We start from the raw sequence: 25058 nt of genomic DNA, 5'->3' as shown, positions 1-25058 counted from the left end.
GTGTGCTTGGGGGTCGAGCCAGCAGGCTCAACGCAAATGCGAGTGTATATTGCTCTAGATTGGGGCGAACGGCCCCATTTCAATCAGAGCGGGATCACAGAAAATCGTTTTGGTGGCCGGATTTAGCGCACACCATTAGAGAAAACCGGCCTTGGCCAGCGTCTCCATGGTCAGGGTCGAGGCACTGCTCTCCTGGGGCTTGCCCATCATCAACCGCTCCAGATAACGGGCGATCTGATCCACCTCCAGGTTGACCTTGTGACCCGGCCTCCAGCTGGCGATGGTGGTCTCCTGCGCGGTGTGGGGCACGATCGTCAGGCGGAAAAGGTCGCCCTGCACGGCGTTGACGGTGAGGCTGATGCCATCCACCGCAATGGAGCCCTTCTCGGCGATGTAGCGGGAGAGCTCCCCCGGCGCCTTGATCCAGTACTCGATGGCGCGGCCGCTGCTGGAGACGCTTTTCACTTCACCTACCCCGTCCACGTGGCCGGAGACCAGATGGCCGCCGAGGCGGGAGGTAGGCATCAGCGCCTTCTCGAGGTTGACCCGATCACCCACTTTGGCCGCGGCAAAACCGGTACGGGAGAGGGTTTCCAGCGACACATCGGCGGTATAGCTCTTGTCGCCCAGCGCCACGACGGTGAGGCAGACACCGTTGGTGGCGATGGAGTCGCCCAGTTTGACGTCGCTAAAATCCAGGCCTGGTGCATGGACGGTGAGGGCCATGTCGTCGCCCTGACGGCGCAGTTCGGCCAGGGTTCCCACCGCTTCGATAATTCCGGTAAACATGCAGATCACCTTGCTGATGACGGGGGCAGATAATGCCCCCTTAAATATTGATAAATCAGGCTATTTTGGCGGTAATGCGAATATCCTGGCCGACCATGCGCACATCCTTGATGTTGAGCTTGGGGGCCTGGAACAGCCGGGTCAGGCCCGGCAGATGGAACAGGCCGCGCCCCTCATCCCCCATCAGTTTGGGCGCCTGATAGAGCACCAGCTCATCCACCAATCCCTTATCCAGCAGGGCGCCGCACAGCCGCGGGCCCGCCTCGACCAGAACCGAGTTGATGTTCTGTTTGGCCAGCAGCATGAAGAGGCTGACCAGATCCAGCTTGCCATCCAGCAGCGGCAGCTCCAGCTGCTGCGCCCACGCGGGCCACTCGCCGGACGCCTTGTGGCGAGCGAGCAGCACTGGGCTCTCGCTCTGGAACAGCGGCAGATCGGGGGTGAGCCGGTTTTGCGAATCGACAATGACCCGCAGCGGCTGGCGCAGGGTCTCTTTGGGATAACTCGCCTTGACCGAGGGGGGCAGCTCGTCCCAGCGCACGGTCAGGGAAGCGCCATCGGCCAGCACGGTTTCGGCGCTGGAGAGCACCGCATCGTGACTGGCCCGCAGCCGCTGCACGTCACGACGCGCATCGGGGGAGGTGATCCACTGGCTCTCGCCGCTCGCCATGGCGGTGCGGCCATCGAGACTGGCCCCCAGCTTGACGGTCACCCGCGGGAAGGCGGTACGCATCCGCTTGAAAAAGCCCGGATTGAGCGCTTCGGCTTCGCTCGCCAGCAGGCCAAAATCGGTCTTGATACCCGCTTCGGAGAGCATCCGCAGGCCACGCCCGCCCACCTGGGGATTGGGATCAACCATGGCCGCCACTACCCGGGCCACACCGGCTTTAATCAGCGCTTCGGCGCAGGGGGGAGTACGACCGTGGTGGGAGCAGGGTTCGAGGGTCACATAGGCGGTGGCGCCACGGGCGTTGTCACCGGCAGCGCGCAGGGCATAGACCTCGGCATGGGGCTCGCCCGCCTTCTGATGCCACCCTTCGCCCACCACCACGCCATCCTTGACCAGCACGGCACCGACGCAGGGGTTGGGGGCCGTGGTGTAGCGGCCGCGGCGGGCCAGTTCGAGGGCCCGACTCATCCATTGGTAATCATCTTGACTAAACATTCGGGCTCCTTTGACAACACATCTCGACTTTACGCAGTATCGTAGGTTCGATTAGCGCAGCGTAATCGGACGCGGCAACATGGGTGAGAATGGCGGTTTACTTCTCCAATTTGGCGATCTCTTCACCAAATTCGCGGATATCTGCGTGTCCTGAGGTAGAGAGGGGCAAAGCGGATATCCGCCTGCCCATCCGATACCATCATTTCTCCAATTTGGCGATCTCTTCACCGAACTCGCGAATATCTTCGAAGCTACGATAGACGGAGGCAAAGCGGATATAGGCCACCTTGTCCAGATTCTTGAGCTCATCCATCACCAGATTGCCCACCAGCTCGGAGGCGACTTCGCGCTCACCGGTGGCTCGCAGGCGGGATTTGATATGGTTGACCGCCTTTTCGATGGCCTCCATGCTCACCGGCCGCTTCTCCAGCGCCCGCAGGATGCCGGCGCGCAGCTTATCTTCGTTGAACGGCTCGCGCGAGCCATTTGACTTGATGACGCGGGGCATCACCAGCTCGGCCATCTCGAAGGTGGTAAAACGCTCGTGACAGAGCAGACACTCACGACGGCGGCGCACCTGATGGCCTTCTGCCACCAGACGGGAATCGATCACCTTGGTATCAACCGCACTACAGAATGGGCAATGCATCGGACCTCCGGCGTTAATGGAACAGGGACCGGCCCGGCGGGCCAGGATCTAGGTCGGCCAGTGTAGCATGGCCATCCAAAACCGGTAAAAGCCTGAAAAAACAATGCCACCCGCAGGTGGCATTGGTCTCAAACCGAACGGTCTGGCTTATCAGCCATAGACCGGGAGACGGCGGCAGATATCCAGCACCTTCTCGCGCACGGTGGCCAGCACGGCATCGTTGTCGTGGTTGTCCAGTACGTCGCAGATCCAGTGGGTCAGCTCGATGGACTCGGCTTCCTTGAAACCGCGGCGGGTGATGGCCGGGGTACCGATCCGCACACCGGAAGTGACGAACGGGGAGCGCGGGTCGTTAGGCACGGAGTTCTTGTTGACGGTGATGTTGGCTTTGCCCAGCGCAGCGTCAGCATCCTTACCGGTCAGCTCGCGGCCGATCAGGTCAACCAGCATCAGGTGGTTGTCGGTACCGCCGGAGACGATCTTGTAACCGCGCTCGATAAAGGTCGCAGCCATCGCCTTGGCGTTTTTCACGACCTGAGCCTGATAGGTCTTGAACTCGGGCTCCAGCGCCTCTTTGAAGGCAACGGCTTTGCCGGCGATGACGTGCATCAACGGGCCACCCTGACCACCCGGGAAGACGGCGGAGTTGAGCTTCTTGTAGAGCTCCTCGTCGTCAGCGGCGGAGAGGATCAGACCACCGCGCGGACCGGCCAGGGTCTTGTGGGTGGTGGAGGTGACCACGTGAGCGTGGGGCACCGGGTTCGGGTAGACGCCAGCGGCAATCAGGCCAGCCACGTGGGCCATGTCGACGAACAGGTAGGCACCGATCTTGTCGGCGATTTCGCGCATGCGAGCCCAGTCAACGATACCGGAGTAGGCGGAGAAGCCACCGATCATCATCTTCGGCTTGTGCTCAATGGCCAGACGCTCCATCTCGTCGTAGTCAATCTTGCCGGACTCATCGATACCGTAAGGAATGATGTTGTAGAGCTTGCCGGAGAAGTTGACCGGAGAGCCGTGGGTCAGGTGACCGCCGTGGGCCAGGTTCATGCCCAGTACGGTGTCGCCCGGTTGCAGCAGCGCCATGTAAACGGCGCTGTTGGCCTGGGAGCCGGAGTGCGGCTGCACGTTGGCGTAAGTGGCACCGAACAGCTCTTTGGCGCGCTCGATGGCCAGGGTTTCGACCACATCCACATACTCGCAACCACCGTAGTAACGCTTGGAGGGGTAACCTTCGGCGTACTTGTTGGTCAGCTGGGAGCCCTGGGCTTCCATGACACGGGGGCTGGTGTAGTTCTCAGACGCAATCAGCTCGATATGCTCTTCCTGACGACGGGTTTCGTCTGTGATGGCCTGCCACAATTGCGGATCATAATTGGCGATGGTCATGTCACGTTTCAACATCCGTTTCTCTCCTGAAAATCGTTTGCGCGTTAGGTGAAGTGGGCCCGGGCATTGTAACGTGAGCTGGATCAAAGAGACAGTCCAACCACCTAAAAAAATGTTGAATTTATGTTGTAAAAAGCAAGATTCCCTCCCCGTTCAATACCCTGGCCCCTTCGCCAAACGACACATTTTTCATCCCGCGGTTGGGCGGGTAAAACCCGAAGGGGATCACAACGCCATCGTGATCCATCCTGTAACATATTCATTCGAAACAAATTTAATGATGATGGAGCTGATTGCAGCCATGCATCCGAGGGGCTGCACCTAACCGGAGGAGTTCAAGATGGACCATCTGCTGACATTCGTGATCCTGGCTGTCTTTTTTCTGTTCTACTGGGTCTACTACACCAGCCAGCGCAAACATGTTTCCACCACCTCGTGGGATCAGCTCCCCACCAAAGCCGAATATCTGGCGGCCCACCCTGAATCAGTCGATGGCGACATCATCTTCTGCCACCACTGCGGCCATCACGAGTTGCTGGAGGTGGGCATGGTGCACCTGACCGATTTTCGCCGGGAATGGGTCTGCGCCAAGTGCAAGCAGGTGCTGTTTCGCGAGATCGAATAACGGCGCAGGGGCTGGCCACCCCCTCTGAACGTTGTGCATCGCCAACAGGGATCAGGGCTGCGCATCCCTGTTGGCCGCCAGCCAGAGCTGCAACCCGCTCACCGCCGCGTCAAATTGCACCCCGATTGCCCCAGGCTCACCACCTCCCGCCTCTAGGGCCGCACAGTGGCTGGCAAACCCGGTCAACCCCAGCGCCAGCGCACTCCCCTTTAGCTTGTGCGCCAGCTGCCGCTGCTCACTCCCCTCCCCCTGAGCCAACTCGTCCACCAACACCCGCCCTTGCGACTCAAACAGCGTGACCAGCTGGCGGATCCGCGCCATGCCGAGCAGGGGCAGATCGGCATCAAGCACCGGATTGGCCCACTCTGGCTGGTTAGTTGAGGGCGCGGCAGATAACTGCACAGGCGGCTCGATAGAGGCCCCATCCTGCCGAAACAGCCCTTCAATGGCATTGGCCAACACCGCCAACCGCACCGGCTTGCCAACAAAATCGACGAAACCGGCGGCGAGGCAGTGGCGGATATCCTCCGGATACATCTGGGCCGAGATGGCGATGGCGGGCAGCGGCCGCTCATGCACCTCTTCACTGATGGCAGCCAGATCCTCGCGCAGGGTAATGCCGTCCATATCGGGCAGATTGATATCGAGCAACGCCAGCTCGAAGAGGCGCTCGGTCACCAGCGCCAGCGCACTGCGACCATCCTCCGCCAGAGTCACGCGATGGCCGAGGCGGGTCAGCATGCCATGCGCTACCAAGCGGTTGATCTCGTTATCCTCCACCAACAGGATGTCGCGGGACTGGCCAAGGTGCAGCGGTTGCGCCTCGGCGGGCAGTTGGGCGCTTGAGCTTTGCAAGGGCAGGCTGAAGCTGAATTCACACCCCTTGCCCGGTTCGCTGGCAAGGATCAGCTCGCCCCCCATGGCGGCCACCAATTTGCGGCTGATCGCCAGTCCCAGCCCGGTGCCGCCCTGATGGCCTATGTCGCGCTGGCGCTGGCGAAACGCCTCGAACACAGCCTCCTGCTCATCGGCCGGAATGCCGGGGCCGGTATCGCGCACTACGAAGCGGATGCAGGGCTCGGCGCAAGGGCCCTGACAGACAAGGGGCGCTACCGTCAGGGTAATCTGGCCACGGGCGGTAAACTTGACCGCATTGCCGAGCAAGTTGCCGAGCACCTGGCGCAGTTTGCCCAGATCCCCCTCGACCACAGACGCCAGCCCGGGCGCATATTCCAGCGCCAGGGTGACCCCCTTAGCCGCCGCCTTTGGCCGAAACAACGCGCTGAGCTCATCCACCAGCTGGAACAGGGGGAAGGGCTCGCGGCGCGCCTCCACATGGCCCGCCTCTATCTTGGAGTAGTCGAGAATGTCGTTGAGGATCTCCAGCAGGGATTCGCCACTGTGCTCGATGGCGGCCAGATAGCGCTGCTGGGTCTCGCTGAGGTGGGTATCTTCCAGCAGTGTCAGACCGCCCAGAATGCCGTTCATGGGGGTGCGGATCTCGTGGCTCATGGTGGCGAGAAACACCGACTTGGCCCGGTTGGCCTGCTCCGCCTCGGCGCGAGCCTGCCGCTGCTTCTCCACCTCCTCATTGAGCCGCTCGTTGGCGTGGCTGAGCTGGCCGGTGCGCTCCTCGACCCGCGACTCCAACTCGCGCTGATAGCGGCCCAGCTCCACTGCATTGTCACGAAACACCTGCAGGGCCCGGCCCAGCTCCGCCAGCTCATCGCGCCCGGCACTGGCGATCGGCTCAAGGGGGGTCAGATCCCCGCGAGCCAACCGGCTCATCCCCGCCACCGCCCGTTGCAGCGGCCAGACGATCCGGCCGTAGACCATGCGCCACATCAGCAGCATCAGCAGTACCAGCGTGAGCAGGCCAATACCCATCAACGCCTGCTCCAGCAGCCTGAGACGCTGGCTTAGCGCCTGCTGGCTCTGCCCCAGCGAATCGCGGGCACGGCTGACCAGCTCACCGACCTGCTGGTTGAGGCTGCTCATCAGGGCTTCGTTGGCATTAGCCAGCAACCGCAGCGCCTCTCCCTTGCCGAGCCAGTCGCTGCGCAGTTGCACCAGCTTGTCACTCTGCGCCAGCACGGTCAGCGCCAGCTCCACCGCCTGCCGGCGGGCCGGATCGGTCACCGCCCCGGCCCGCAGTTGCAAGATGGCCAGCTCCCGCTGCCCCTCTTGCAATAGCGTTTGCAACTGTTCCTGCCGTTCGCTGCGCCACATCTCCTCAATGCGCTGCTGCTGCATCAAAGTGCGATGACGCAACTCGGTCATCTGCTCCAGCCAGTCGAGATCCTGCTCCAGCAAGCGATCCAGCGTCCGGGCCGCTTGCGTGCCTTGCTGTTGGTAGAGGGAACCCAATCCCGCCACCATCACGGTTTCGGCGTTCTCCATCTGGCTGCGCGCCAGCTCGGCAATCTGCCCAGCTGCCGCCACCAGACGGGCCCGCCGCGCTTCACCCTGCACCATCAGGGTCAGTCGCTCTCCCACCAGCCAACCCTGCTGACCCAGATTGCCGATAATGCTCTGGCTGAGCTGATCGAGGCTTGTTGAACCCTGCCCACGGCCGAGTTGCGCCAGCACCTGTTGAAGCTGTTGCCCCTGCAGGGTGAGCAGGCGTCCCTGATGCTCCCGCTCCTGCTCGCTGGTTGCGGTGGCCAGCAGCCGCGACGCGCTCTGGATCTCGCCGCTGAGGCGAGAGAGCGTGCGGGCCAGCTCCTGATCGACCAGAGTCTGCTGCACTCCTTGCTCCAGCTGGCGCAGATGACTAAGCCCCACCCAGCCCAGCAGGGAGGCACTGAGGGTCAGCAACGCCATCAGGGAGAAGGCCAGCAGCAACTTGCCACCCAGGCCAGAAAAGATTCTCACGGGAAGTCCCTTGGTTGTGGTCGGCTTTGACCGGATAATATGGCCCAACACTTTAACAAAACCCCTGGCCATGCGAAGCGTCTATCTCTCCCCGTTGTTGCTCATGTGGTTGCTCACGCTGCCTCGCGCCGCCCTCGCCTTTGCAGTCGATATCTGGCCCGGCGGCGAATTCAGCGGCCAGCCGGTGCGCCAGCAGTGGCCGGAACCCGCTGCCGCAACCCAACCGCTGACCCTCTGTGCCCTCTACCCCCATCTGCGCGACGCCTACTGGCTCTCGGTCAATCAGGGCATGGTGGACGAGGCGAAGCGGCTGGGAGTCAAGTTGCAGATCCACGAAGCGGGGGGCTATGGCGCCCTCGCCGAGCAGCGCCAGCAGTTGCAGCGTTGCGTGCAGGAAGGGAGCGACGCCATCTTGCTCGGCGCGGTGAGCTATCTGGGCTTGCGCGAGGCCATCAAGGCCACGCCGCTGCCGGTCTTTGGGCTGGTCAACGATCTACCCAGCGGTCTGGTGCAGGCCAAGGTGGGGGTCTCCTGGTACCAGATGGGCTGGCAAATCGGCCACTGGCTGGCGCAGCGCCACCCCGCCGGCAGCAAGCCGGTCTCGGTCGCCCTCTTCCCCGGCCCGCAGGCAAGTGGCGGCAACAACTTCGTCGAGCCGGGCTTTGCCGATGCCATCAAGGGAAGCGCCATCAAGCTGGTCACCACCGAGCGCGGCGACAACAGCCGGGAAATCCAGCGCACGCTAGTGCAGCAGACGCTGGCCCGCTATCCCGACCTCGACTATCTGGTGGGGGGGGCCATCGCCGCCGAAGTGGCGGTCAACGAGCTGGCGCAGCGCCATCTCGACAGGCCCCAGGTGCTGAGCACCTACTTCAGCCACGGGGTACAGCGTGGCCTGCGCCGAGGCAAGGTCCTGGCCGCCAACAGCGATCAGATGCGGCTGCAGGGGCGCCTTGCGGTCGCTCAGGCGGTCTGCCTGCTGCAACACCCTGATGCCAGTGCCGAGCAGTGCCCGCGGGTGATGGGGCCACCCATTCTGACGCTGTCTGCACCGCTGGCAGACCCCGCCGATTCCCTCTCGGATGGCGCTTTTCGTCCCGTCTATCGGGTCGAATAGCCGTTCCAAATCCGATTAACACACTCAAGGAGAAGAGATGAAAGAGTTACATGCCAGCTGCCTGTGCGGCGCCGTTGCCCTGACCCTGCCGGATCAATTCGACTATATGGGTAACTGCCACTGCAGCGAATGCCGCAAGTTTTCAGGGGGAGATTACGCCTCTGTCGGCGGACTGGATGGCAACAAGGTCACCATCGTAAAGGGCATTGATGCCATCAGCCGCTACCAGAAATCGGCAGAGACCACCCTGGCTTTCTGTCGTCACTGCGGCTCCAGCCTGTTCAGCCAGAAGAGCAGCAGCGGCAAGATCAACCTGCGCCTCGGGGTACTGGACGATGTGCCGAGCCAGCGGCCCGCATTTCACATCTTCGTCGGCTCCAAGGCGCCCTGGCACCAGATTGGCGACGACTGCCCGCAATTTGATACCCGCCCGCCGGTCTGATACCCGGTCAAACAGGCCAAGACCACTACGCCGCAGTCAGAAGGCTATCTCGCCAGCAAACAGATAGCCTTCACCATGGACGGTGACAAACAGCTGGGGATCCCGAGGATCCGCTTCCATCTTGCCGCGCAGCCGCCGGATCAACACATCGATGGTGCGATCGCTCGGGCCATCGCCGCGATGGCTGATAAGGGTCAGGATCCGCTCCCGACTGAGCACCCGCCCGGCATGGGCGACAAAGGCCACCAGCACTTCATATTCGGCCTTGGTCAGACGCACCGGCACTCCGTCCTTGCTGAGCTGGCGGCGGGGAATATCAAAACGCCAGGGGCCAAAGCGCACCGCATCGTCAGCCACCGCAGGCTCGCTCGGCGCGGCGGCCGCCAGCGAGATCCGCCACAGCAGATTCTTGACCCGCACCAGCAGTTCCCTGAGCTCGAACGGCTTGGTGACATAGTCATCGGCCCCCATCTCGAGGCCGACAATCCGGTCCACCGCATCGCTGCGGCCGGTGACCAGAATGATCCCCACCGTGCTGCGCGCCCGCAGTTCACGGGTCAGCAGCAGACCATCTTCCCCCGGCAGGTTGATATCCAGCATCACCAGATCGACCCTCTGCTCCGCCAGCACGGCGCGCATCTCCTGGCCGTTTTCGACCGCCGTCACCCGATAGCCCTCCCGCTCGAAATAGCCGGTCAGCTTCTCGCGGGTAACCGCATCATCTTCAACAACCAGAATGTGGTAGCTCATGGGCAGGGTTCACGATGGTCGACAAGGGAGGATTATTCTATTCACATTTTGTCATAAATACCCCTATTTCATTAATTTGTGGTGGCAGCCCTGTTCACAACGCCTCCCTATCATGGCTCCCATCAAAAAAGTGATGTGAGAGAGCATGATGAAAAAACTGTGGCACTTCCTGCGCACCCCCAGCCGCCGCTGGTCGGTACTGGCGCTGCTTCTGGTGGGCATCGGCGTCACCCTCGCGGGCACCGTCGGCCTGCACTACGGCTTTGAGAAAACCAGCAGCCTCGAATTCTGTATCTCCTGCCACTCCATGAAAGACACCGTCTATCCGGAGTACAAGGAGTCCATCCACTTCAAGAATGCCTCAGGGGTACAGGCGGTCTGTACCGACTGTCACCAGCCGAAGGACTTTGTCGGCAAGGTGGCCCGCAAGATGGAGGCGGCCAACGACCTCTATCAGGAGTACATAGGCCACAGCATCGACACCCAAGAAAAGTTCGAGGACCGGCGCCTGCATCTGGCCGAGAAGGTGTGGGCACGGATGAGCAGCCAGAACTCCAAGACCTGCAAGTCCTGCCACAGCTACGACAACATGGATCACGCCAAGCAGTCCCCGGCGGCCGCGCTGGCGATGAAAGACGCGGCGGCGAAGAACATGAACTGCATCGAGTGCCACAAGGGCATCGCCCACGAACTGCCCAACATGGCGGGCGGCTTCCGGGCCACTTACGCCACCCTGGTCAACGACGCGCAACAGGCGCCAGCCGCCGAGACCCTCTACAACCTGGGTGAAAAAGATCTCTATGCCAGCGAACAGAGCAGCGACCCGGTCGGCAAACTGCTGCCTGCCTCCCGCATCGACGTGGTGGACCGCAGCGGCGATCGCCTCAAGGTGACCATCGAAGGGTGGCGCGAGAGCGATGGCAAGGGCCGGGTGCTGAGCGAATACATGGGCAAGCGGGTCTTCGTCGCCACCATCCGTGACGAACTGAAAGCGAGCGAGAAAGTGCTCAAGCAGGAGACCGACAGCGCCACCCATATCAAGTGGGAGCAGGTTCAGGTGCAGGCCTGGGTCGATGGCAAGGGCTTTGAGTCCTCGCTCAAGCCGATCTGGGATTACGCCGGCGAGATGTACAAATCCACCTGCAACTCCTGCCACGGCGCGCCGGATCCCGCTCACTTCACTGCCAACGGCTGGATCTCGGGACTCAAAGCGATGTCTGCCTACTATCGCCTGAGCAAGGAAGAGGAGCGCACCCTGCTCAAATACCTGCAAAACCATGCCGCCGATACCGGTGGTCAGGGCAGCCACTAAGTCCGGATTCGAGTTCCGGATCCGAGAGAGGAATAACAAGATGATCAATATTTCCCGTCGTGGTTTTCTGGGTGGCTTGCTGGCCAGCGGTGCCTCTGCCCTGATCGGCCCCTCCCTGCTCGGTCGCGCCGTGATGGCCGCCGAGTCCGGCGAAAAACTGGTGCAGTCCGGCTCCCACTGGGGCGCCTTCCGTGCCCGGGTGGTCGATGGGCGCTGGGTCGAGACCCTGCCGTTCGAGCATGACAAGCACCCCACCGACATGCTCAAGGCCTTGAGTGAGGTGGTCTACAACCCCTCCCGCATCCGCTATCCCATGGTGCGGCTGGACTGGCTGCGCAAGGGCCACCAGTCCGACACCAGCGAACGCGGCCAGAACCGCTTCGTGCGGGTGACCTGGTCCCAGGCGCTGGACTTCTTCTATCACGAGCTGGAGCGGGTGCAGAAGACCTATGGCCCGAGCGCCCTCTATGCCGGTCACTCCGGCTGGCAGTCGGTGGGCAAGCTGCACTCCGCTGGCGCCATGCTGGGACGCGCCATGAACCTGCACGGCACCTATCTGGCCAAGGCCGGTGACTACTCCACCGGCGCCGCCCAGGTGATCCTGCCCCACGTGGCGGGCGCGATGGAGGTGTATGAACAGCAGACCTCCTGGCCGCTGGTGCTGGAGCACAGCAAAACCATCGTCATCTGGGGCTCCGATCCCATCAAGAACCTGCAAGTGGGCTGGCTGGTGCCGGATCACAGCGTCTACGACTACTGGGCACAGCTGAGAGAGAAGGTGGCCAAGGGCGAGATCCGGGTGATCAGTGTCGATCCGGTCAAATCCAAGACCCAAAAGTACCTCAACTGCGATCAGGTGACCCTGAATCCGCAGACCGATGTGCCGCTGATGCTGGGCATCGCCCACACCCTCTACAGCGAGAAGCGCCACGACGAGGCGTTCCTGAAGAACTACACCACCGGCTTTGACAAGTTCCTGCCCTACCTGCTGGGCACCAGCGATGGTCAGGTGAAGGACGCCGAGTGGGCCGCCGCCATTTGTGGCGTCCCTGCCGAGACCATCCGCGAGCTAGCCCGCGCCATGAGCAGCGGCCGCACCCAGCTTATCGGCGGCTGGTGTGTGCAGCGCATGCACCACGGCGAACAGTACGCCTGGATGCTGGTGGTACTGGCCTCGATGATTGGCCAGATCGGCCTGCCGGGCGGCGGTTACGGCTTTGGCTGGCACTACAACGGGGCGGGCACCATCACCTCCAGCGGCCCTATCATGTCAGGTTTCAGCTCGGTCATTCCCGGGGCCAAGCCGCTCCATGACGGCGACTGGAAGGGCTACTCCAAATACATTCCGGTGGCCCGTTTCGTCGACTGCATCCTCAATCCGGGCAAGCAGATCGCCTTCAACGGCCAGACCATCACCTACCCCCACATGAAGATGGCGGTGTTCTGCGGCAACAACCCGTTCCACCACCAGCAGGATCGCAACAAGATGGTCGCGGCCTGGCGCAAGCTGGAAACCGTGGTCAGCATCGATCACCAGTGGACCGCCAGCTGCCGCTTCGCCGATATCGTGCTGCCCGCCACCACCACCTACGAGCGGGATGACATCGAGCAGTGGGGTTCTCACTCCAATGCGGGCATTCTGGCCATGTACAAGGTGGTGGAGCCGCTGTTCGAGGCGCGCGATGACTACGACATCTTCGCCGATCTCTGCCGTCGCTTCGGTCGCGAGGCCGAGTTCACCGGTGGCAAGAGCAAGCAGGAGTGGATCCAGAGCATCTATGACGACGCCCGCCTGCAGGGCCGCGGCATCGGCATTCGTCTGCCCCGTTTCAGCCAGTTCTGGCACGGCGAAGGCTTCGTCACCTTCCCGACTGGCCAACCCTGGGTGCGTCACGAGTCGTTCCGTCAGGAGCCGGATCTGGAACCCCTCGGTACTCCGTCCGGCCTTATCGAGATCTACTCCAAGACCATCGCCGACTACGGCTATGGGGATTGCCCGGGCCACCCGGTCTGGATCGAACCCTACGAGCGCTCCCACGGCGGGCCGGGCAGCAAACAGTACCCGCTGCACCTGCAATCCTGCCACCCGGACAAGCGGCTGCACAGCCAGCTCTGCTCCTCCGACAACTACCGCGCCACCTACACAGTACAGGGTCGCGAGCCTGTCTACATGAATCCGCAGGATGCCAAATCCCGTGGCCTCAAGGACGGCGATCTGGTGCGGGTGTTCAACAGCCGCGGTCAGGTATTGGCTGGTCTGGTGGTAAGCGATGACTACGCCCCCGGCGTGGTGCGCATTCAGGAAGGGGCCTGGTATGGGCCGCAAGAGGGCGGCAAGGTCGGTACGCTCTGTACCTACGGCGATCCCAATGTGCTGACCGCCGACATCGGCTCCTCCAGCCTGGCACAGGCCACCACGGCCCACACTGCGCTGGTGGAGATCGAGAAGTTCCACGGACCGGCGCCCGCCGTCACCGCGTTCGGCGCGCCGGAATCGGCCAAGGGCATCGACCCCATGTTCCCGGCACTCTGACCCCGGGGGGACGAAAGCGCCCCCTTGAGTTTCCTTTATTTTTAAAGTCGTTAGAATCGGGAGCCATCAAGGCTCCCGATTGCCATCCACGGAGGAAAAATGCAGGAATTTATGGCTACCAGCGAACGCCGGGCCGAACTCTACTGGTGGTTCTCCACCCTGTTCGCCGCCGAACTCAGTGATGAGCAGATCGCCGAATATGACACCTATGATGTGCGAAGCTTTCTGAAAAGCCTCTCGACCCTGGATCCGATGCGCGACGCCGTGGCCGAACTCAATGACGCCATCGCTCGCCTGCTGGTGCGCCCGGATCGCCAGCTGGAACTGGCCGCCGACTTCGCTGGCCTGTTTCTGGTGGATCCCAAGCAGGGCCCCCTGCCCTACGAATCGCTCTATCGTGGCGAGGCCAAACTGCTGATGCAGGCCCCGATGGCCGAGATGCAGGCCCGCCTCGATCGCCTCGGCATCAATGTCAGCGATAAATACAAAGAGCCTGCCGACCATCTGGCCATCGAGCTGGATCTGATGGGCAACCTCATCATCCGCGCAGCGGAAGCAAAGAGCGCCGCCGAGCGGGAAAACTGGCTCGACGAACAGGAAGCGCTGCTGCACGGTCATCTGCTGGGCTGGTTCGACAAGTTCGAAAGCGCCTGTCGCGCCGCCGACCGGTTTGGCTTCTACGGTGCCAGTGCCCGTCTGCTGGGGGTTTTCCTCAAGATGGATGCCAACTATCTCTCTCTGGTCAAACCGGCACCGTCCGCCGACTGAGCCCGAGATGAAGACAGCCCTGCTTCTGATTGCATGCTGGCTGCTGGCCCTGATCCCGCTGGATCAGGGCATTACCCCCCTGATTGCGCTGCTGTTCAACCCGGATCGCGAGCTCTACGGCACCGCCCAGCTCACCGGCTTTGCCGGCATCCTGCTCACCCTCTACCTTGCCAATCTCGGCGTCGAGGTGGTGTTGCGCCGCCGCTTCCAGATCGCCGGCATGCTGGCGCTGCTGGCCGCCTGGATCGACTTCATCAACAGCAGTGGCAACCAGTCACACTTTCTGCTGCTCTATCTGCTGGCCCTCCCATTCCATCTGATCGGCTGGCTGGTATTTGTGCGCGGTATTCAGGCGTTTGGTCGCCAGAAGGGATAACCCCGCCCTCTTTACCCGCTCACCGATTAATCGTCACTCTTTGTCCTGTAACCAACTGTTGCCGCCTATCCAAAAGTCTAATTGCCCCCCGCCACCAAAGGTATAAGTTGTTAAGAAACCATTAAAAGATCTATTCAAAGGAGTGACAGATGAGCGAGAGCAAGGTCTACCCGGTCAAATCCCATATCAGCGACAGCGCCCTGCTGGACAAGGCCGGGTACGAGGCCATGTATCAGGCCTCCATCGACAATCCGGACGCCTTCTGGGGAGAGCAGGGAAAAATCCTCGACTGGATGACCCCCTATACCAAGGTCAAGAACAGCTCCTACGATCCGGGCCATGTCTCCATCAAATGGTTTGAAGATGGCCAGCTCAACGTCTCAGCCAACTGTCTCGATCGCCATCTCGCCGAACGGGGTGACAAGGTCGCCATCATCTGGGAAGGGGACAACCCCGCCGAAGATCGCAAACTCACTTACCGCGAATTGCACAGCGAAGTGTGCAAGTTTGCCAACGTATTGAAAGCACAAGGGGTTCACCGCGGCGACGTGGTCTGCCTCTACATGCCCATGGTGCCCGAAGCCGCCATCGCCATGCTGGCCTGTACCCGCATCGGCGCGGTACACAGCATCGTCTTCGGCGGCTTCTCGCCGGAAGCGCTGGCTGGCCGTATCATCGACTCGGGCTCGCGCATCGTGATCACCGCCGACGAGGGGCTGCGTGGTGGCCGTCCGGTACCGCTCAAGAAGAATGTGGATGAAGCGCTCACCAACCCGGATACCCAAGTTAACAAGGTGATCGTGCTCAAGCGCACCGGCGGCAATGTCGCCTGGCACAACCACCGCGACATCTGGTGGCACGAAGCGACCGCCGCCGTCAGCAGCGACTGCCCGCCCGAGGCGATGAACGCCGAAGATCCGCTGTTTATCCTCTATACCTCCGGCTCCACCGGCAAACCCAAAGGGGTGCTGCACACCACCGGTGGCTATCTGGTCTACGCCACCCTCACCTTCAAATATGTGTTCGACTACCACGAGCAGGATATCTACTGGTGTACCGCCGATGTGGGCTGGGTCACCGGTCACTCCTATCTGGTCTACGGGCCGCTCGCCAACGGCGCCACCACCATCATGTTCGAAGGGGTGCCCAACTACCCGGCCACCAACCGCATGAGTCAGGTAGTGGACAAGCACCAAGTCACCATTCTCTATACCGCCCCCACCGCCATCCGCGCCCTGATGGCCAAGGGCAACGAAGCGGTCACCGGCACCTCGCGCCAGAGCCTGCGCATCATGGGCTCGGTGGGCGAGCCCATCAACCCGGAAGCCTGGGAGTGGTACTACCGCACCATTGGCGACGAACGCTGCCCCATCGTCGATACCTGGTGGCAGACCGAAACCGGCGGCATCCTGATTACGCCGCTGCCCGGCGTCACCGACCTGAAACCGGGCTCGGCCACCCGCCCCTTCTTCGGGGTGCAACCGGCGCTGGTGGACAACATGGGCGAGCCACTGGAAGGCGCCACCGAGGGCAATCTGGTGATCACCGACTCCTGGCCAGGTCAGATGCGCACCGTATTCGGCGATCACGAGCGCTTCGAGCAGACCTACTTCTCCACCTTCCCGGGTCGCTACTTCACTGGCGACGGTGCCCGTCGCGATGCCGATGGCTACTACTGGATCACCGGACGGGTGGATGATGTACTGAACGTCTCCGGCCACCGCATGGGTACCGCCGAAATTGAATCGGCGCTGGTGGCCCATCCCAAGATCGCTGAAGCCGCGGTGGTGGGGGTTCCTCACGAGATCAAGGGTCAGGGTATCTATGCCTATGTCACCCTGATCGCCGGGGAAGAACCGAGCCGCGAGCTGCACAAAGAGGTGAAGGAGTGGGTCCGCAAGGAGATTGGTGCCATCGCCACGCCAGATGTCATTCACTGGGCGGAGGGGCTGCCGAAGACCCGTTCCGGCAAGATCATGCGCCGCATCTTGCGCAAGATCGCCACCGGCGAGACCGACAGCCTGGGGGATATCTCCACCCTGGCGGATCCGGGCGTAGTAGACAAACTTATCCGCGAGAAGTCGGAAGCTGCCTGATCCCGCTTCGTTTGTTGCTCAATAAAGCCGGCCCTGCGCCGGCTTTATCGTTTCTCATCCGCCAGCAAACAGCAGGACGGCAGTCACGGCGCCTTGCCGACCGAAACGCGCAATAAATAGCCAGATGTAGAGATTAGACCAGTAAAATGCTGCTAATTTTCACGAAATCAATATAATTGCGAAATCTGTGTGCCAGGGCACACCGATTTGCGCAGAAAATGGCTAGATTTCTGGTAGTCCACAAGATAGCTGATAGATAGCAGCATTATCATCGAGGATGCACTCAATATGTCGCAACATCACCGAATTCTCCTGCTCAACGGACCAAACCTGAATCTGCTGGGCAAACGGGAACCGGGTATCTACGGCAGCAAGACGCTCGATGAGATCGTCGCCGATCTGAAGCTTAACGCCAGCGAACTCGGTGTCACTCTGGAACATCTGCAATCCAACGCCGAACATGAGTTGGTCAGCCGCATCCATCAGGCCATGGGCCAGGTGGATTTTATCATCATCAATCCAGCCGCCTTCACCCACACCAGCGTCGCCATCCGCGATGCGCTGCTGGGCGTTGCCATCCCTTTTATCGAGGTTCACCTGTCAAACGTCCATGCCAGGGAGCCGTTCCGTCATCACTCCTATCTGTCTGATGTCGCCAAAGGGGTCATTTGTGGTCTGGGGGCCGATGGCTACCAATTCGCTTTAACCGCGGCCGTGCACCATCTGCGCGCGGCTTGATAATCACTGATCAGATAAAGAAGAAAGAGAATGCTAATGGATATCCGCAAAATCAAGAAGCTGATTGAACTGGTTGAAGAGTCCGGCATCGCCGAACTGGAGATCTCCGAAGGTGAAGAGTCCGTTCGCATCAGCCGCAACTTCTCCGGTCAGGTGACCACCGCCATGCCGCAGATGATGATGCAGCAAGCCGCTCCGGTTGCCGCACCTGCCGCTGCCGCCCCGGTTGCCGCTGCACCGGCCGCCGATGCCGCCCCGAGCGGTCACCTGATGCGCTCCCCCATGGTTGGCTCCTTCTACCGCTCCTCCAGCCCGGATGCCAAACCGTTCGCGGAAGTGGGTCAGCACGTCAATGTCGGCGACACTCTGTGCATCGTCGAAGCCATGAAAATGATGAACCAAATCGAGTCCGACAAGGCCGGTGTGATCAAAGCGATCCTGGTTGAAAATGGTCAGGCCGTCGAATTTGACGAGCCGCTGTTCATCATCGAATAAGGGAAATCGCCACCCATGTTGGACAAAGTAGTCATCGCCAACCGCGGTGAAATTGCCCTGCGGATCCTGCGCGCTTGTAAAGAGCTCGGGATCAAGACAGTGGCCGTTCACTCCACCGCCGACCGGGAGCTCAAACATGTGCTGCTGGCCGACGAATCCATCTGTATCGGCAAACCGGCCAGTACCGACTCCTACCTCAACGTCCCGGCCATCATCGCCGCCGCCGAGGTAACCGGTGCCGTGGCCATCCACCCGGGTTACGGCTTCCTCTCCGAGAACGCCGATTTCGCCGAAGTGGTCGAAAAATCCGGCTTCATCTTCATCGGCCCTAGGCCTGAGACCATTCGCCTGATGGGTGACAAGGTCTCTGCCATCGAAGCGATGAAGAAAGCGGGCGTACCATGCGTACCGGGCTCTGACGGCCCCGTCGACAACGACGCCAAGCACAACGCCGCCATTGCCAAGCGCATCGGCTATCCGGTGATCATCAAGGCCGCCGGTGGCGGTGGTGGTCGCGGTATGCGCGTGGTGCGCAATGAAGCGGAACTGGCGGGTGCCATCGCCCTGACCAAATCCGAAGCAGGCCAGTTCTTCAAGAACGACATGGTCTACATGGAGAAGTACCTGGAAAACCCGCGCCACATCGAAATTCAGGTGTTGGCAGACGGCCAGGGCAACGCCCTCTATCTGGGCGAGCGTGACTGCTCCATGCAGCGTCGCCACCAGAAAGTGGTGGAAGAGGCGCCGGCACCCGGCATCACCGCCGAAATGCGCAAGTTCATCGGTGAGCGCTGTGTGCGTGCCTGTATCGAGATCGGCTACCGCGGTGCGGGTACTTTCGAGTTCCTGTACGAGAACGGCGAGTTCTATTTCATCGAGATGAACACCCGTATTCAGGTTGAGCATCCGGTCACCGAGATGGTCACCGGTATCGATCTGATCAAGGAGCAGCTGCGCATCGCCGCCGGTCAGCCCCTGTCGATCACCCAGCAGGATATCCGCATCCGTGGCCATGCCATCGAGTGCCGGATCAACGCCGAAGATCCGGCCACCTTCATGCCCTCTCCGGGTCTGGTGCAGCGCTTCCACGCGCCGGGTGGTCTGGGCGTGCGTTGGGACTCCCACATCTATGCCGGTTACAAGGTACCGCCCCACTACGATTCGATGATCGGCAAGCTGATCTGCTACGGCGAGAATCGTGACATTGCCATCGCCCGCATGCGCCATGCGCTGGACGAGCTGGTAGTGGAAGGGATCAAGACCAACGTACCGTTGCAAAAAGAGATCATGAAAGACGAAAACTTCCAGCACGGTGGCACCAATATCCACTATCTGCACAAGAAGTTGGGTCTGTAAGGATCGCTGATAGAGACCGGACTTCCGATGGAAGTCTGCTCCGCAAGGAGCCTCTGCTGAAAAAGGGCCATGGCGACATGGCCCTTTTTTGTTATCCTTGCGCCCCTCAAATTTGTCGGAGGCCAAGGTGAACCGTTTTGCTCTCGCCCGCCGGGAAGCCGCTTTCTGCCTGCTGCTGACCCTGTTCTACTTCTTTGCCTGGTATGGCACCGCCTATTTTATCCCGCTCCAGCTGGAGTTATGGGGGCTGCCGCTGTGGTTCCTGCTCAGCTGCATGGTGATGCCACTGCTGTTCATTCTGCTCTGCGCCCTGATGGTAAACCGGCTGTTTGTGGAGATCCCCCTCGATACCCACTCCCCTTCCGGCAAGGAGTCATCCCATGAATCTTGAGCTGATGCTGCCGCTCGTCATCTATCTGGTGCTGGTGCTAGGGGTCGGTTTCTGGGCCAGCCGCCATCGCGCCGAAGGCAACTTCGTGCAGGAGTACTTCATCGGCAACCGCAGCATGGGCGGGCTGGTGCTGGCGATGACGCTAGTGGCTACCTACACCTCGGCCTCCTCCTTTATCGGCGGGCCGGGCGCCGCCTACAAAATCGGTCTGGGCTGGGTGTTGCTGGCGATGATCCAGCTGCCCACCGTCTGGCTCACTCTGGGAGTGCTTGGCAAGAAGTTCGCCATCATCGCCCGCCGGGTCAATGCGGTGACCATCAACGACATGCTGTGGGCCCGCTATCAGAGCAAGGCGGTGGTGATCCTTGGTTCCGTTACTATCATCCTCGCCTTTATCGCCACCATGGTGGTGCAGTTTATCGGCGGCGCCCGCCTGCTGGAGACCGCGACCGGCCTCTCCTACCAGCAGGGGCTGATGCTGTTTGCCAGTTGCGTGCTGCTCTACACCATCATCGGCGGCTTCCGGGCAGTGGTGATGACCGATGCGCTGCAGGGGATCATCATGCTGATCGGCACCGGCGCCCTGCTGGCGGGGATTCTGGTCGCCGGTGACGGCCTGCCGAACCTCATCCACCAGCTCAGGGAGATCGATCCCAAGCTAGTGAGCCCGCAAGGGGCCGGCGACATGCTGACCCAGCCCTTTATGCTGAGCTTCTGGATCCTGGTCTGTGTCGGGGTGGTGGGGCTACCCCACTCGGCGCTGCGCTGTTTTGGCTATCGCGACAGCAAGGCGCTCCATCGCGGCATTCTGATCGGCACCGTGGTCAGCGCCCTGCTGATGTTTGGCATGCATCTGGCTGGCGCCCTTGGCCGCGCCATCCTGCCCGGCATGGACAGCCCGGACAAGATCATGCCATCGCTGATGATGGCCGTGCTGCCACCCTGGCTGGCCGGGGTCTTTCTGGCGGCGCCGATGGCGGCCATCATGTCCACCATCGACTCCCAGCTGATCCAGGCTTCCGCCACTCTGGTGAAGGATCTCTACCTCAACTACCTGAGCCCGAAGCAGGAGAAGCTGGAAGTGCGCATTCCGCGCCTCTCGCTGCTCTGCACCCTGATCCTCGGCACCCTGGTGCTGCTGGCGGCGTTGCAACCGCCCGAGATGATCATCTGGCTCAACCTGCTCGCCTTTGGCGGTCTGCAGGCGGTGTTCCTCTGGCCGCTGGTGCTTGGACTCTACTGGTCGCGAGCCAACGGCCCGGGCGCGCTGGCCAGCATGGTCAGCGGCATCATCAGCTATGGGGTGCTGAGTCAGTGGGGGATCAAACTGGCTGGCCTGCACGCCATCGTACCGAGCCTCACGCTGGCGCTGGTGGTCTTTATCACGGTGAGCCTGTTGACGGCGCCGCCCTCGCGGGAGGTACGCGAGCTTTTCGAGCAAAAATAATAAAAAGATAAAACAGGAATTCCAAAACTATCCCCAAATGGGTGCTTTCCGGTTAAACTGTGCGCCAAGTCACAGAATGTAGCCGCTGTATGTCCGTTAAAGCCACTCGACAAGTCGTTACTCAAGCCCTGCAGCGGCTCGGTTATGCCCTGCTGCTGCCCGTCTCCATCCTGCCGATGGCGGCGTTTGTCCACCGGCTTGGGCAACCCGATGTGCTCGATTTGGCGGTGCTCTCCCTCACCGGTCAGGCGATCTTTAGCCAGATGCCGCTCATCTATGCGGTGGCGATCGCCTTTGGCCTGAGTCGGCAGGAGCTGGGCGGACAGACGCTGGCGGGGGCGGTCAACTTCCTGCTGCTGAGCGCCGCCTTCAATACCCTGGCCCCCAACCTGCACGCCGACATGATCTGCGGCCTGCTGGCGGGGCTCACCACCGCCATTATCTACCCTTGGGTACACCAGCAAACATTGCCTCGCTGGCTGCACATCGCCAGGGGGGAGTTTCCCAGCCTGCTGATCTCGGCACTGGCCTGCCTGCTGATCGTCATCCCCCTCTCGCTGCTGTGGCCGCCGCTGGAACGCGGGCTGACCCTGCTCACCTCGGATCTGCTCACCACACCGTTTGGCGCCTTCTGCTACGGCACCCTCAACCGGTTGCTGATCCCGCTCGGACTGCATCAGGTGCTGGGCAGCGTCATCGGCCTTGGCCAGAGCAACCTGCAGGCGCTGGCCGCCGCCCAACCACTTAATGAAGGGTATGTGGCCGGGCTCTATCCCATCATCATGTTCGGCCTGCCGGGTGCCTGTTTTGCCATCTGGTTGCACCGCCAGCGGATGCAGCGGCTGCCACAGGGCGGGCTGCTGCTCACCCTGGCGCTCACCTCGGCACTGGTCGGCATTACCGAGCCCATCGAGTTTCTGTTCGCCTTCACCGCCCCCTGGCTGTTTCTGGCCCACGCCCTGCTGACCGGGCTGTCGCTGGCGGTCTGCAGCGGGCTGGGGATCAAGGTGGGCAGTTACTTCTCCGCCGGTCTGCTGGATCTGGTGCTGAGCTATCAATCCGGCGAGCACAGCTTCTGGCTCATTCCGGTCGGGATCCTGTTCTTCGTCGCCTACACTCTGATCTTTTATCAACTGCTGGAGCGCGCTCCCCTCAGCATGTCGAGCAAGCCCATTGCGGTGGAGCACCCGCGCCTCGCCAACGTCGCCCCCTCCGACCCGCAGATGCTGGCGATCCAGTACCTCAAGGTGCTGGGCGGGATGGACAACCTGCAGGCGATGAGCCTCTGCCTCACCCGCCTCAGCCTGCGGGTGCGTGATATTTCGCTGGTGGATCAATCCCGCCTGCTGGGCCTGGGCTGCCTCTCCTGGGTCCAGCTCAACGACCACCAGCTGGTACTGGTGCTGGGCCCCTGCGCCAGCCTGATTGAAGGGCAGATCCGCATGCTGGCGGAGCGCCAGTCGGTCCCCCTCGGCCTCAAACCCAATCAGGAGTCGACCAGCCAGAGTCGTTGGTAACTCAGGCGAATGGCAACCGCTCGGCCACGAAGTCCATCAAACTACGCAAAGCGGGCGCCAGATGCTCCCGGCTCGGATAGATCAGGTAAAACGGGTTGGCCGGTATCGGCTGATCCGGCAACACCTTCTGCAGCCGCCCCGCCGCCAAATCCCCTTCACAGACATGGTGGGGCAACAGGGCAATCCCCCCGTCATGGAGCGCCATCTCCCGCAGCGCCAGCAAACTGTTGCTGACACAGGCCCCCTGTGGCCGCCAGCCCCCCTCCTGCAATGGCCACACCGGCATGGCCGAGTGCACCAGACAGGCATAACGGCCCAGCTCACTCAGCTGTTGCGGCATACCATGAGCGGCCAGATAAGCGGGTGCCGCCACCAGATGGCGCACCACCTGACCGATGCGCCGACAGATGAGGCTGGAGTCTTTCAGCGGCGCCGCCCGCAGCGCCAGATCATAGCCCTCCCCCACCAGATCGAGCTGTTCATCGCAGAGGGTCAGCTCCAGCACCACTTCGGGATAGAGGGCACGAAACTCGGCGAGGATCCGACCGAGCAGCAGGGTACCGGTCGCCTCGGGGGCGGTGATCCGCACCCGCCCCGCCGGGGCCGAGCGCAGCCGCGCCATCGTCAGATTGGCGCTGCGGGCCAGTGCCAACAGCCCCTGACAGTGCTCCACATAGAGCTCCCCCTGCGGCGTCAGGCTCAGCCTGCGGGTGGTGCGCTGCAACAGCCGCACCCCGAGCTGGGATTCGAGCCGCGAGATCTTCTGGCTCACCGACGACTTCGGCATACCGAGCAGATCGGCAGCCCGGGTAAAGCTCCCCTGCTCCACCACGGTGGCGAACAGTCCCATCAACTCCAGATCAATATTGTTCATATATTCAAACAGTCTTTACTGATTACCCATCTTAATCTTGATAATTAACCAGACTAGAGTGAGTGGCAATCCCGAACACTGCGATTTGAAAGGAATAACCATGAAAGCCATTGCCCTGACTCACTACCTGCCGAGCGACCACCCCGACTGCTTTATCGCCGCCAACCTGCCCGATCCCGTTCCGGGCCCGCGGGATCTGCTGGTGCGTGTCACCGCCACCTCCGTCAATCCGGTGGATACCAAGGTGCGCTCCCCCAAGGCCAAAATTGAAAGCTCACCCCGGGTGCTGGGCTGGGATGCGGTGGGGGAAGTGATCGCCACCGGCAACGAAGTGACCCTGTTCAAGGCAGGCGACCGGGTCTGGTATGCCGGCGACATCAGCCGCCCCGGCAGCAACAGCGCCCTGCAACTGGTGGATGAACGTATCGCCGCGATCGCCCCCACCACCCTGAGCGATGTGGAGGCCGCCGCCCTGCCGCTGACCGCCATCACCGCCTGGGAGACCCTGTTCGAGCGCATCTCCCTCACCCGCGAAAGTCGTGGCAAGCTGCTGATCATCGGCGGTGCCGGTGGCGTGGGCTCTATCGCCATCCAACTGGCTCGCCAGCTCACCGGTATGGAGGTGATCGCTACCGCCTCCCGCGCCGAGAGCCGCGAGTGGTGCCTCGAGATGGGCGCCCATCAGGTCGTGAACCACCACAAATTGCAGGAAGAGCTGACCGCCCTTGGCATCACTCAGGTCGACGCCATCTTCTGCACCAACGCCACTGCCGAGCACTGGGCCACCATGGCCGGGCTGATCCGCCCGTTCGGCCATATCTGTACCATCGCCGAATCGAGCGAGCCGTGGGATCTCTCCCTGCTCAAGAGCAAGAGCGTCACCTTCAGCCAGGAGTTCATGTTCACCCGCTCCCTGTTCCAGACGCCAGACATGATTGAGCAGCACCGCCTGCTCAGCCGAGTGGCGGCACTGGTCGATGAAGGGGTATTGCAGACCACCCTGACCAGAACCATCCCGTCACTGACCCCGGTCACGCTGGCTCAGGCCCATGCCGAGGTGGAAGCGGGCCGCATGGTAGGCAAGCTGGTGATCGACATGAACGACTTTGCCAACTAAGCACCCAAACGCACCATGATAGGATAAGTTCACCAAGGAGATGCCCCAAACGGGCACAACCTCCGGCACGCATGCCAGCCAGCGGCAGGCCAACGTCCGGCAATCAGCCAAAAAAGAGGCCATTTCGCGAGAAATGGCCTGAATACCTGAACATTGGGGTAACAATCACACACATATCCTTATGCAGGACACATTAGTCTTTGCATCTGGCGTGCCAACAGCAGAATAAATGCGCCAA

General features: G+C 61.7%; 22 protein-coding genes. 15 read left to right on the top strand and 7 right to left on the bottom strand.

Going from position 1 to position 25058, the window contains the following annotated elements:
* Positions 1 to 135 precede the first annotated feature (135 nt).
* From NMD14_04660 to NMD14_04645, 4 genes are all read right to left on the bottom strand, one after another.
* A complete protein-coding gene (locus NMD14_04660) occupies positions 136 to 789 on the bottom strand; it encodes a riboflavin synthase (protein ID XEI33720.1) in 654 nt (217 codons plus the stop codon).
* A 55-nt stretch (positions 790 to 844) separates the two neighbouring features.
* On the bottom strand, positions 845 to 1954 hold the full coding sequence (gene ribD / locus NMD14_04655; protein XEI33719.1) for a bifunctional diaminohydroxyphosphoribosylaminopyrimidine deaminase/5-amino-6-(5-phosphoribosylamino)uracil reductase RibD: 1110 nt from the start codon (positions 1952 to 1954) through the stop codon (positions 845 to 847).
* A gap of 199 nt (positions 1955 to 2153) precedes the next feature.
* Positions 2154 to 2603 carry a transcriptional regulator NrdR gene (gene nrdR / locus NMD14_04650; protein ID XEI33718.1) on the bottom strand — a complete coding sequence of 150 codons (450 nt, stop codon included), beginning with the start codon at positions 2601 to 2603 and terminating at the stop codon, positions 2154 to 2156.
* Between the two features lie 150 nt (positions 2604 to 2753).
* Positions 2754 to 4007: a serine hydroxymethyltransferase gene (locus NMD14_04645; protein ID XEI33717.1), complete on the bottom strand. Its 1254-nt coding sequence runs from the start codon at positions 4005 to 4007 to the stop codon at positions 2754 to 2756.
* A gap of 325 nt (positions 4008 to 4332) precedes the next feature.
* On the opposite strand from NMD14_04645, the gene NMD14_04640 reads away from it, so the two are divergent.
* Positions 4333 to 4617 (top strand): hypothetical protein, encoded by a 285-nt coding sequence (locus NMD14_04640; protein ID XEI33716.1) that lies wholly within the window; start codon positions 4333 to 4335, stop codon positions 4615 to 4617.
* 51 nt (positions 4618 to 4668) lie between these two features.
* Here NMD14_04640 and torS read toward each other — a convergent pair whose 3' ends face one another.
* Positions 4669 to 7491: a TMAO reductase system sensor histidine kinase/response regulator TorS gene (torS, locus tag NMD14_04635; GenBank protein ID XEI33715.1), complete on the bottom strand. Its 2823-nt coding sequence runs from the start codon at positions 7489 to 7491 to the stop codon at positions 4669 to 4671.
* A gap of 70 nt (positions 7492 to 7561) precedes the next feature.
* On the opposite strand from torS, the gene torT reads away from it, so the two are divergent.
* Both torT and NMD14_04625 read left to right on the top strand, forming a co-directional pair.
* Complete coding sequence (gene torT / locus NMD14_04630) at positions 7562 to 8608, top strand: TMAO reductase system periplasmic protein TorT (protein ID XEI33714.1); 1047 nt, start codon at positions 7562 to 7564, stop codon at positions 8606 to 8608.
* A 37-nt stretch (positions 8609 to 8645) separates the two neighbouring features.
* On the top strand, positions 8646 to 9050 hold the full coding sequence (locus tag NMD14_04625; protein ID XEI33713.1) for a GFA family protein: 405 nt from the start codon (positions 8646 to 8648) through the stop codon (positions 9048 to 9050).
* Between the two features lie 36 nt (positions 9051 to 9086).
* On the opposite strand, the gene torR is transcribed toward NMD14_04625, so the two are convergent.
* Positions 9087 to 9800, bottom strand: coding sequence for a two-component system response regulator TorR (gene torR, locus NMD14_04620; GenBank protein XEI33712.1), 714 nt, complete (start codon positions 9798 to 9800; stop codon positions 9087 to 9089).
* Positions 9801 to 9945: 145 nt separating this feature from the next.
* Here torR and torC point away from each other — a divergent pair, with 145 nt between their 5' ends.
* The 11 genes from torC to NMD14_04565 all read left to right on the top strand — a co-directional run bounded on the left by torC (position 9946) and on the right by NMD14_04565 (position 22829).
* Positions 9946 to 11112 carry a pentaheme c-type cytochrome TorC gene (gene torC, locus NMD14_04615; protein XEI33711.1) on the top strand — a complete coding sequence of 389 codons (1167 nt, stop codon included), beginning with the start codon at positions 9946 to 9948 and terminating at the stop codon, positions 11110 to 11112.
* Positions 11113 to 11152: 40 nt separating this feature from the next.
* The gene (gene torA / locus NMD14_04610) at positions 11153 to 13645 is read left to right on the top strand and encodes a trimethylamine-N-oxide reductase TorA (protein XEI33710.1); all 2493 of its coding nucleotides are present in this window, start codon (positions 11153 to 11155) and stop codon (positions 13643 to 13645) included.
* Positions 13646 to 13744: 99 nt separating this feature from the next.
* Positions 13745 to 14413 carry a molecular chaperone TorD gene (torD, locus tag NMD14_04605; GenBank protein ID XEI33709.1) on the top strand — a complete coding sequence of 223 codons (669 nt, stop codon included), beginning with the start codon at positions 13745 to 13747 and terminating at the stop codon, positions 14411 to 14413.
* Between the two features lie 7 nt (positions 14414 to 14420).
* A complete protein-coding gene (locus NMD14_04600; protein XEI33708.1) occupies positions 14421 to 14789 on the top strand; it encodes a hypothetical protein in 369 nt (122 codons plus the stop codon).
* Between the two features lie 149 nt (positions 14790 to 14938).
* A complete protein-coding gene (acs, locus tag NMD14_04595) occupies positions 14939 to 16885 on the top strand; it encodes an acetate--CoA ligase (GenBank protein ID XEI33707.1) in 1947 nt (648 codons plus the stop codon).
* Between the two features lie 288 nt (positions 16886 to 17173).
* A complete protein-coding gene (gene aroQ, locus NMD14_04590) occupies positions 17174 to 17623 on the top strand; it encodes a type II 3-dehydroquinate dehydratase (protein XEI33706.1) in 450 nt (149 codons plus the stop codon).
* Between the two features lie 36 nt (positions 17624 to 17659).
* Positions 17660 to 18118: an acetyl-CoA carboxylase biotin carboxyl carrier protein gene (gene accB, locus NMD14_04585; GenBank protein XEI33705.1), complete on the top strand. Its 459-nt coding sequence runs from the start codon at positions 17660 to 17662 to the stop codon at positions 18116 to 18118.
* Positions 18119 to 18133: 15 nt separating this feature from the next.
* Positions 18134 to 19474: an acetyl-CoA carboxylase biotin carboxylase subunit gene (gene accC / locus NMD14_04580; protein ID XEI33704.1), complete on the top strand. Its 1341-nt coding sequence runs from the start codon at positions 18134 to 18136 to the stop codon at positions 19472 to 19474.
* 127 nt (positions 19475 to 19601) lie between these two features.
* Positions 19602 to 19865 (top strand): DUF997 family protein, encoded by a 264-nt coding sequence (locus NMD14_04575; GenBank protein XEI33703.1) that lies wholly within the window; start codon positions 19602 to 19604, stop codon positions 19863 to 19865.
* Positions 19855 to 21312, top strand: a complete 1458-nt coding sequence (gene panF, locus NMD14_04570) for a sodium/pantothenate symporter (GenBank protein XEI33702.1) — start codon at positions 19855 to 19857, stop codon at positions 21310 to 21312. The genes NMD14_04575 and panF overlap by 11 nt, the downstream gene beginning before the upstream one ends.
* Positions 21313 to 21401: 89 nt before the next feature.
* A complete protein-coding gene (locus NMD14_04565) occupies positions 21402 to 22829 on the top strand; it encodes a PTS transporter subunit EIIC (GenBank protein ID XEI33701.1) in 1428 nt (475 codons plus the stop codon).
* Position 22830: 1 nt separating this feature from the next.
* Here NMD14_04565 and NMD14_04560 read toward each other — a convergent pair whose 3' ends face one another.
* Complete coding sequence (locus NMD14_04560; protein XEI33700.1) at positions 22831 to 23703, bottom strand: LysR family transcriptional regulator; 873 nt, start codon at positions 23701 to 23703, stop codon at positions 22831 to 22833.
* Between the two features lie 100 nt (positions 23704 to 23803).
* On the opposite strand from NMD14_04560, the gene NMD14_04555 reads away from it, so the two are divergent.
* Positions 23804 to 24820 (top strand): zinc-binding alcohol dehydrogenase family protein, encoded by a 1017-nt coding sequence (locus tag NMD14_04555; protein XEI33699.1) that lies wholly within the window; start codon positions 23804 to 23806, stop codon positions 24818 to 24820.
* The last annotated feature ends 238 nt before the right edge of the window (positions 24821 to 25058 follow it).

This window comes from Aeromonas veronii, assembly GCA_041319085.1.
Taxonomy (GTDB): domain Bacteria; phylum Pseudomonadota; class Gammaproteobacteria; order Enterobacterales; family Aeromonadaceae; genus Aeromonas; species Aeromonas veronii_F.
The sequence above is the reverse complement of the archived record's forward strand: the minus strand, read 5'-3'. Positions and strand labels throughout refer to the sequence as shown.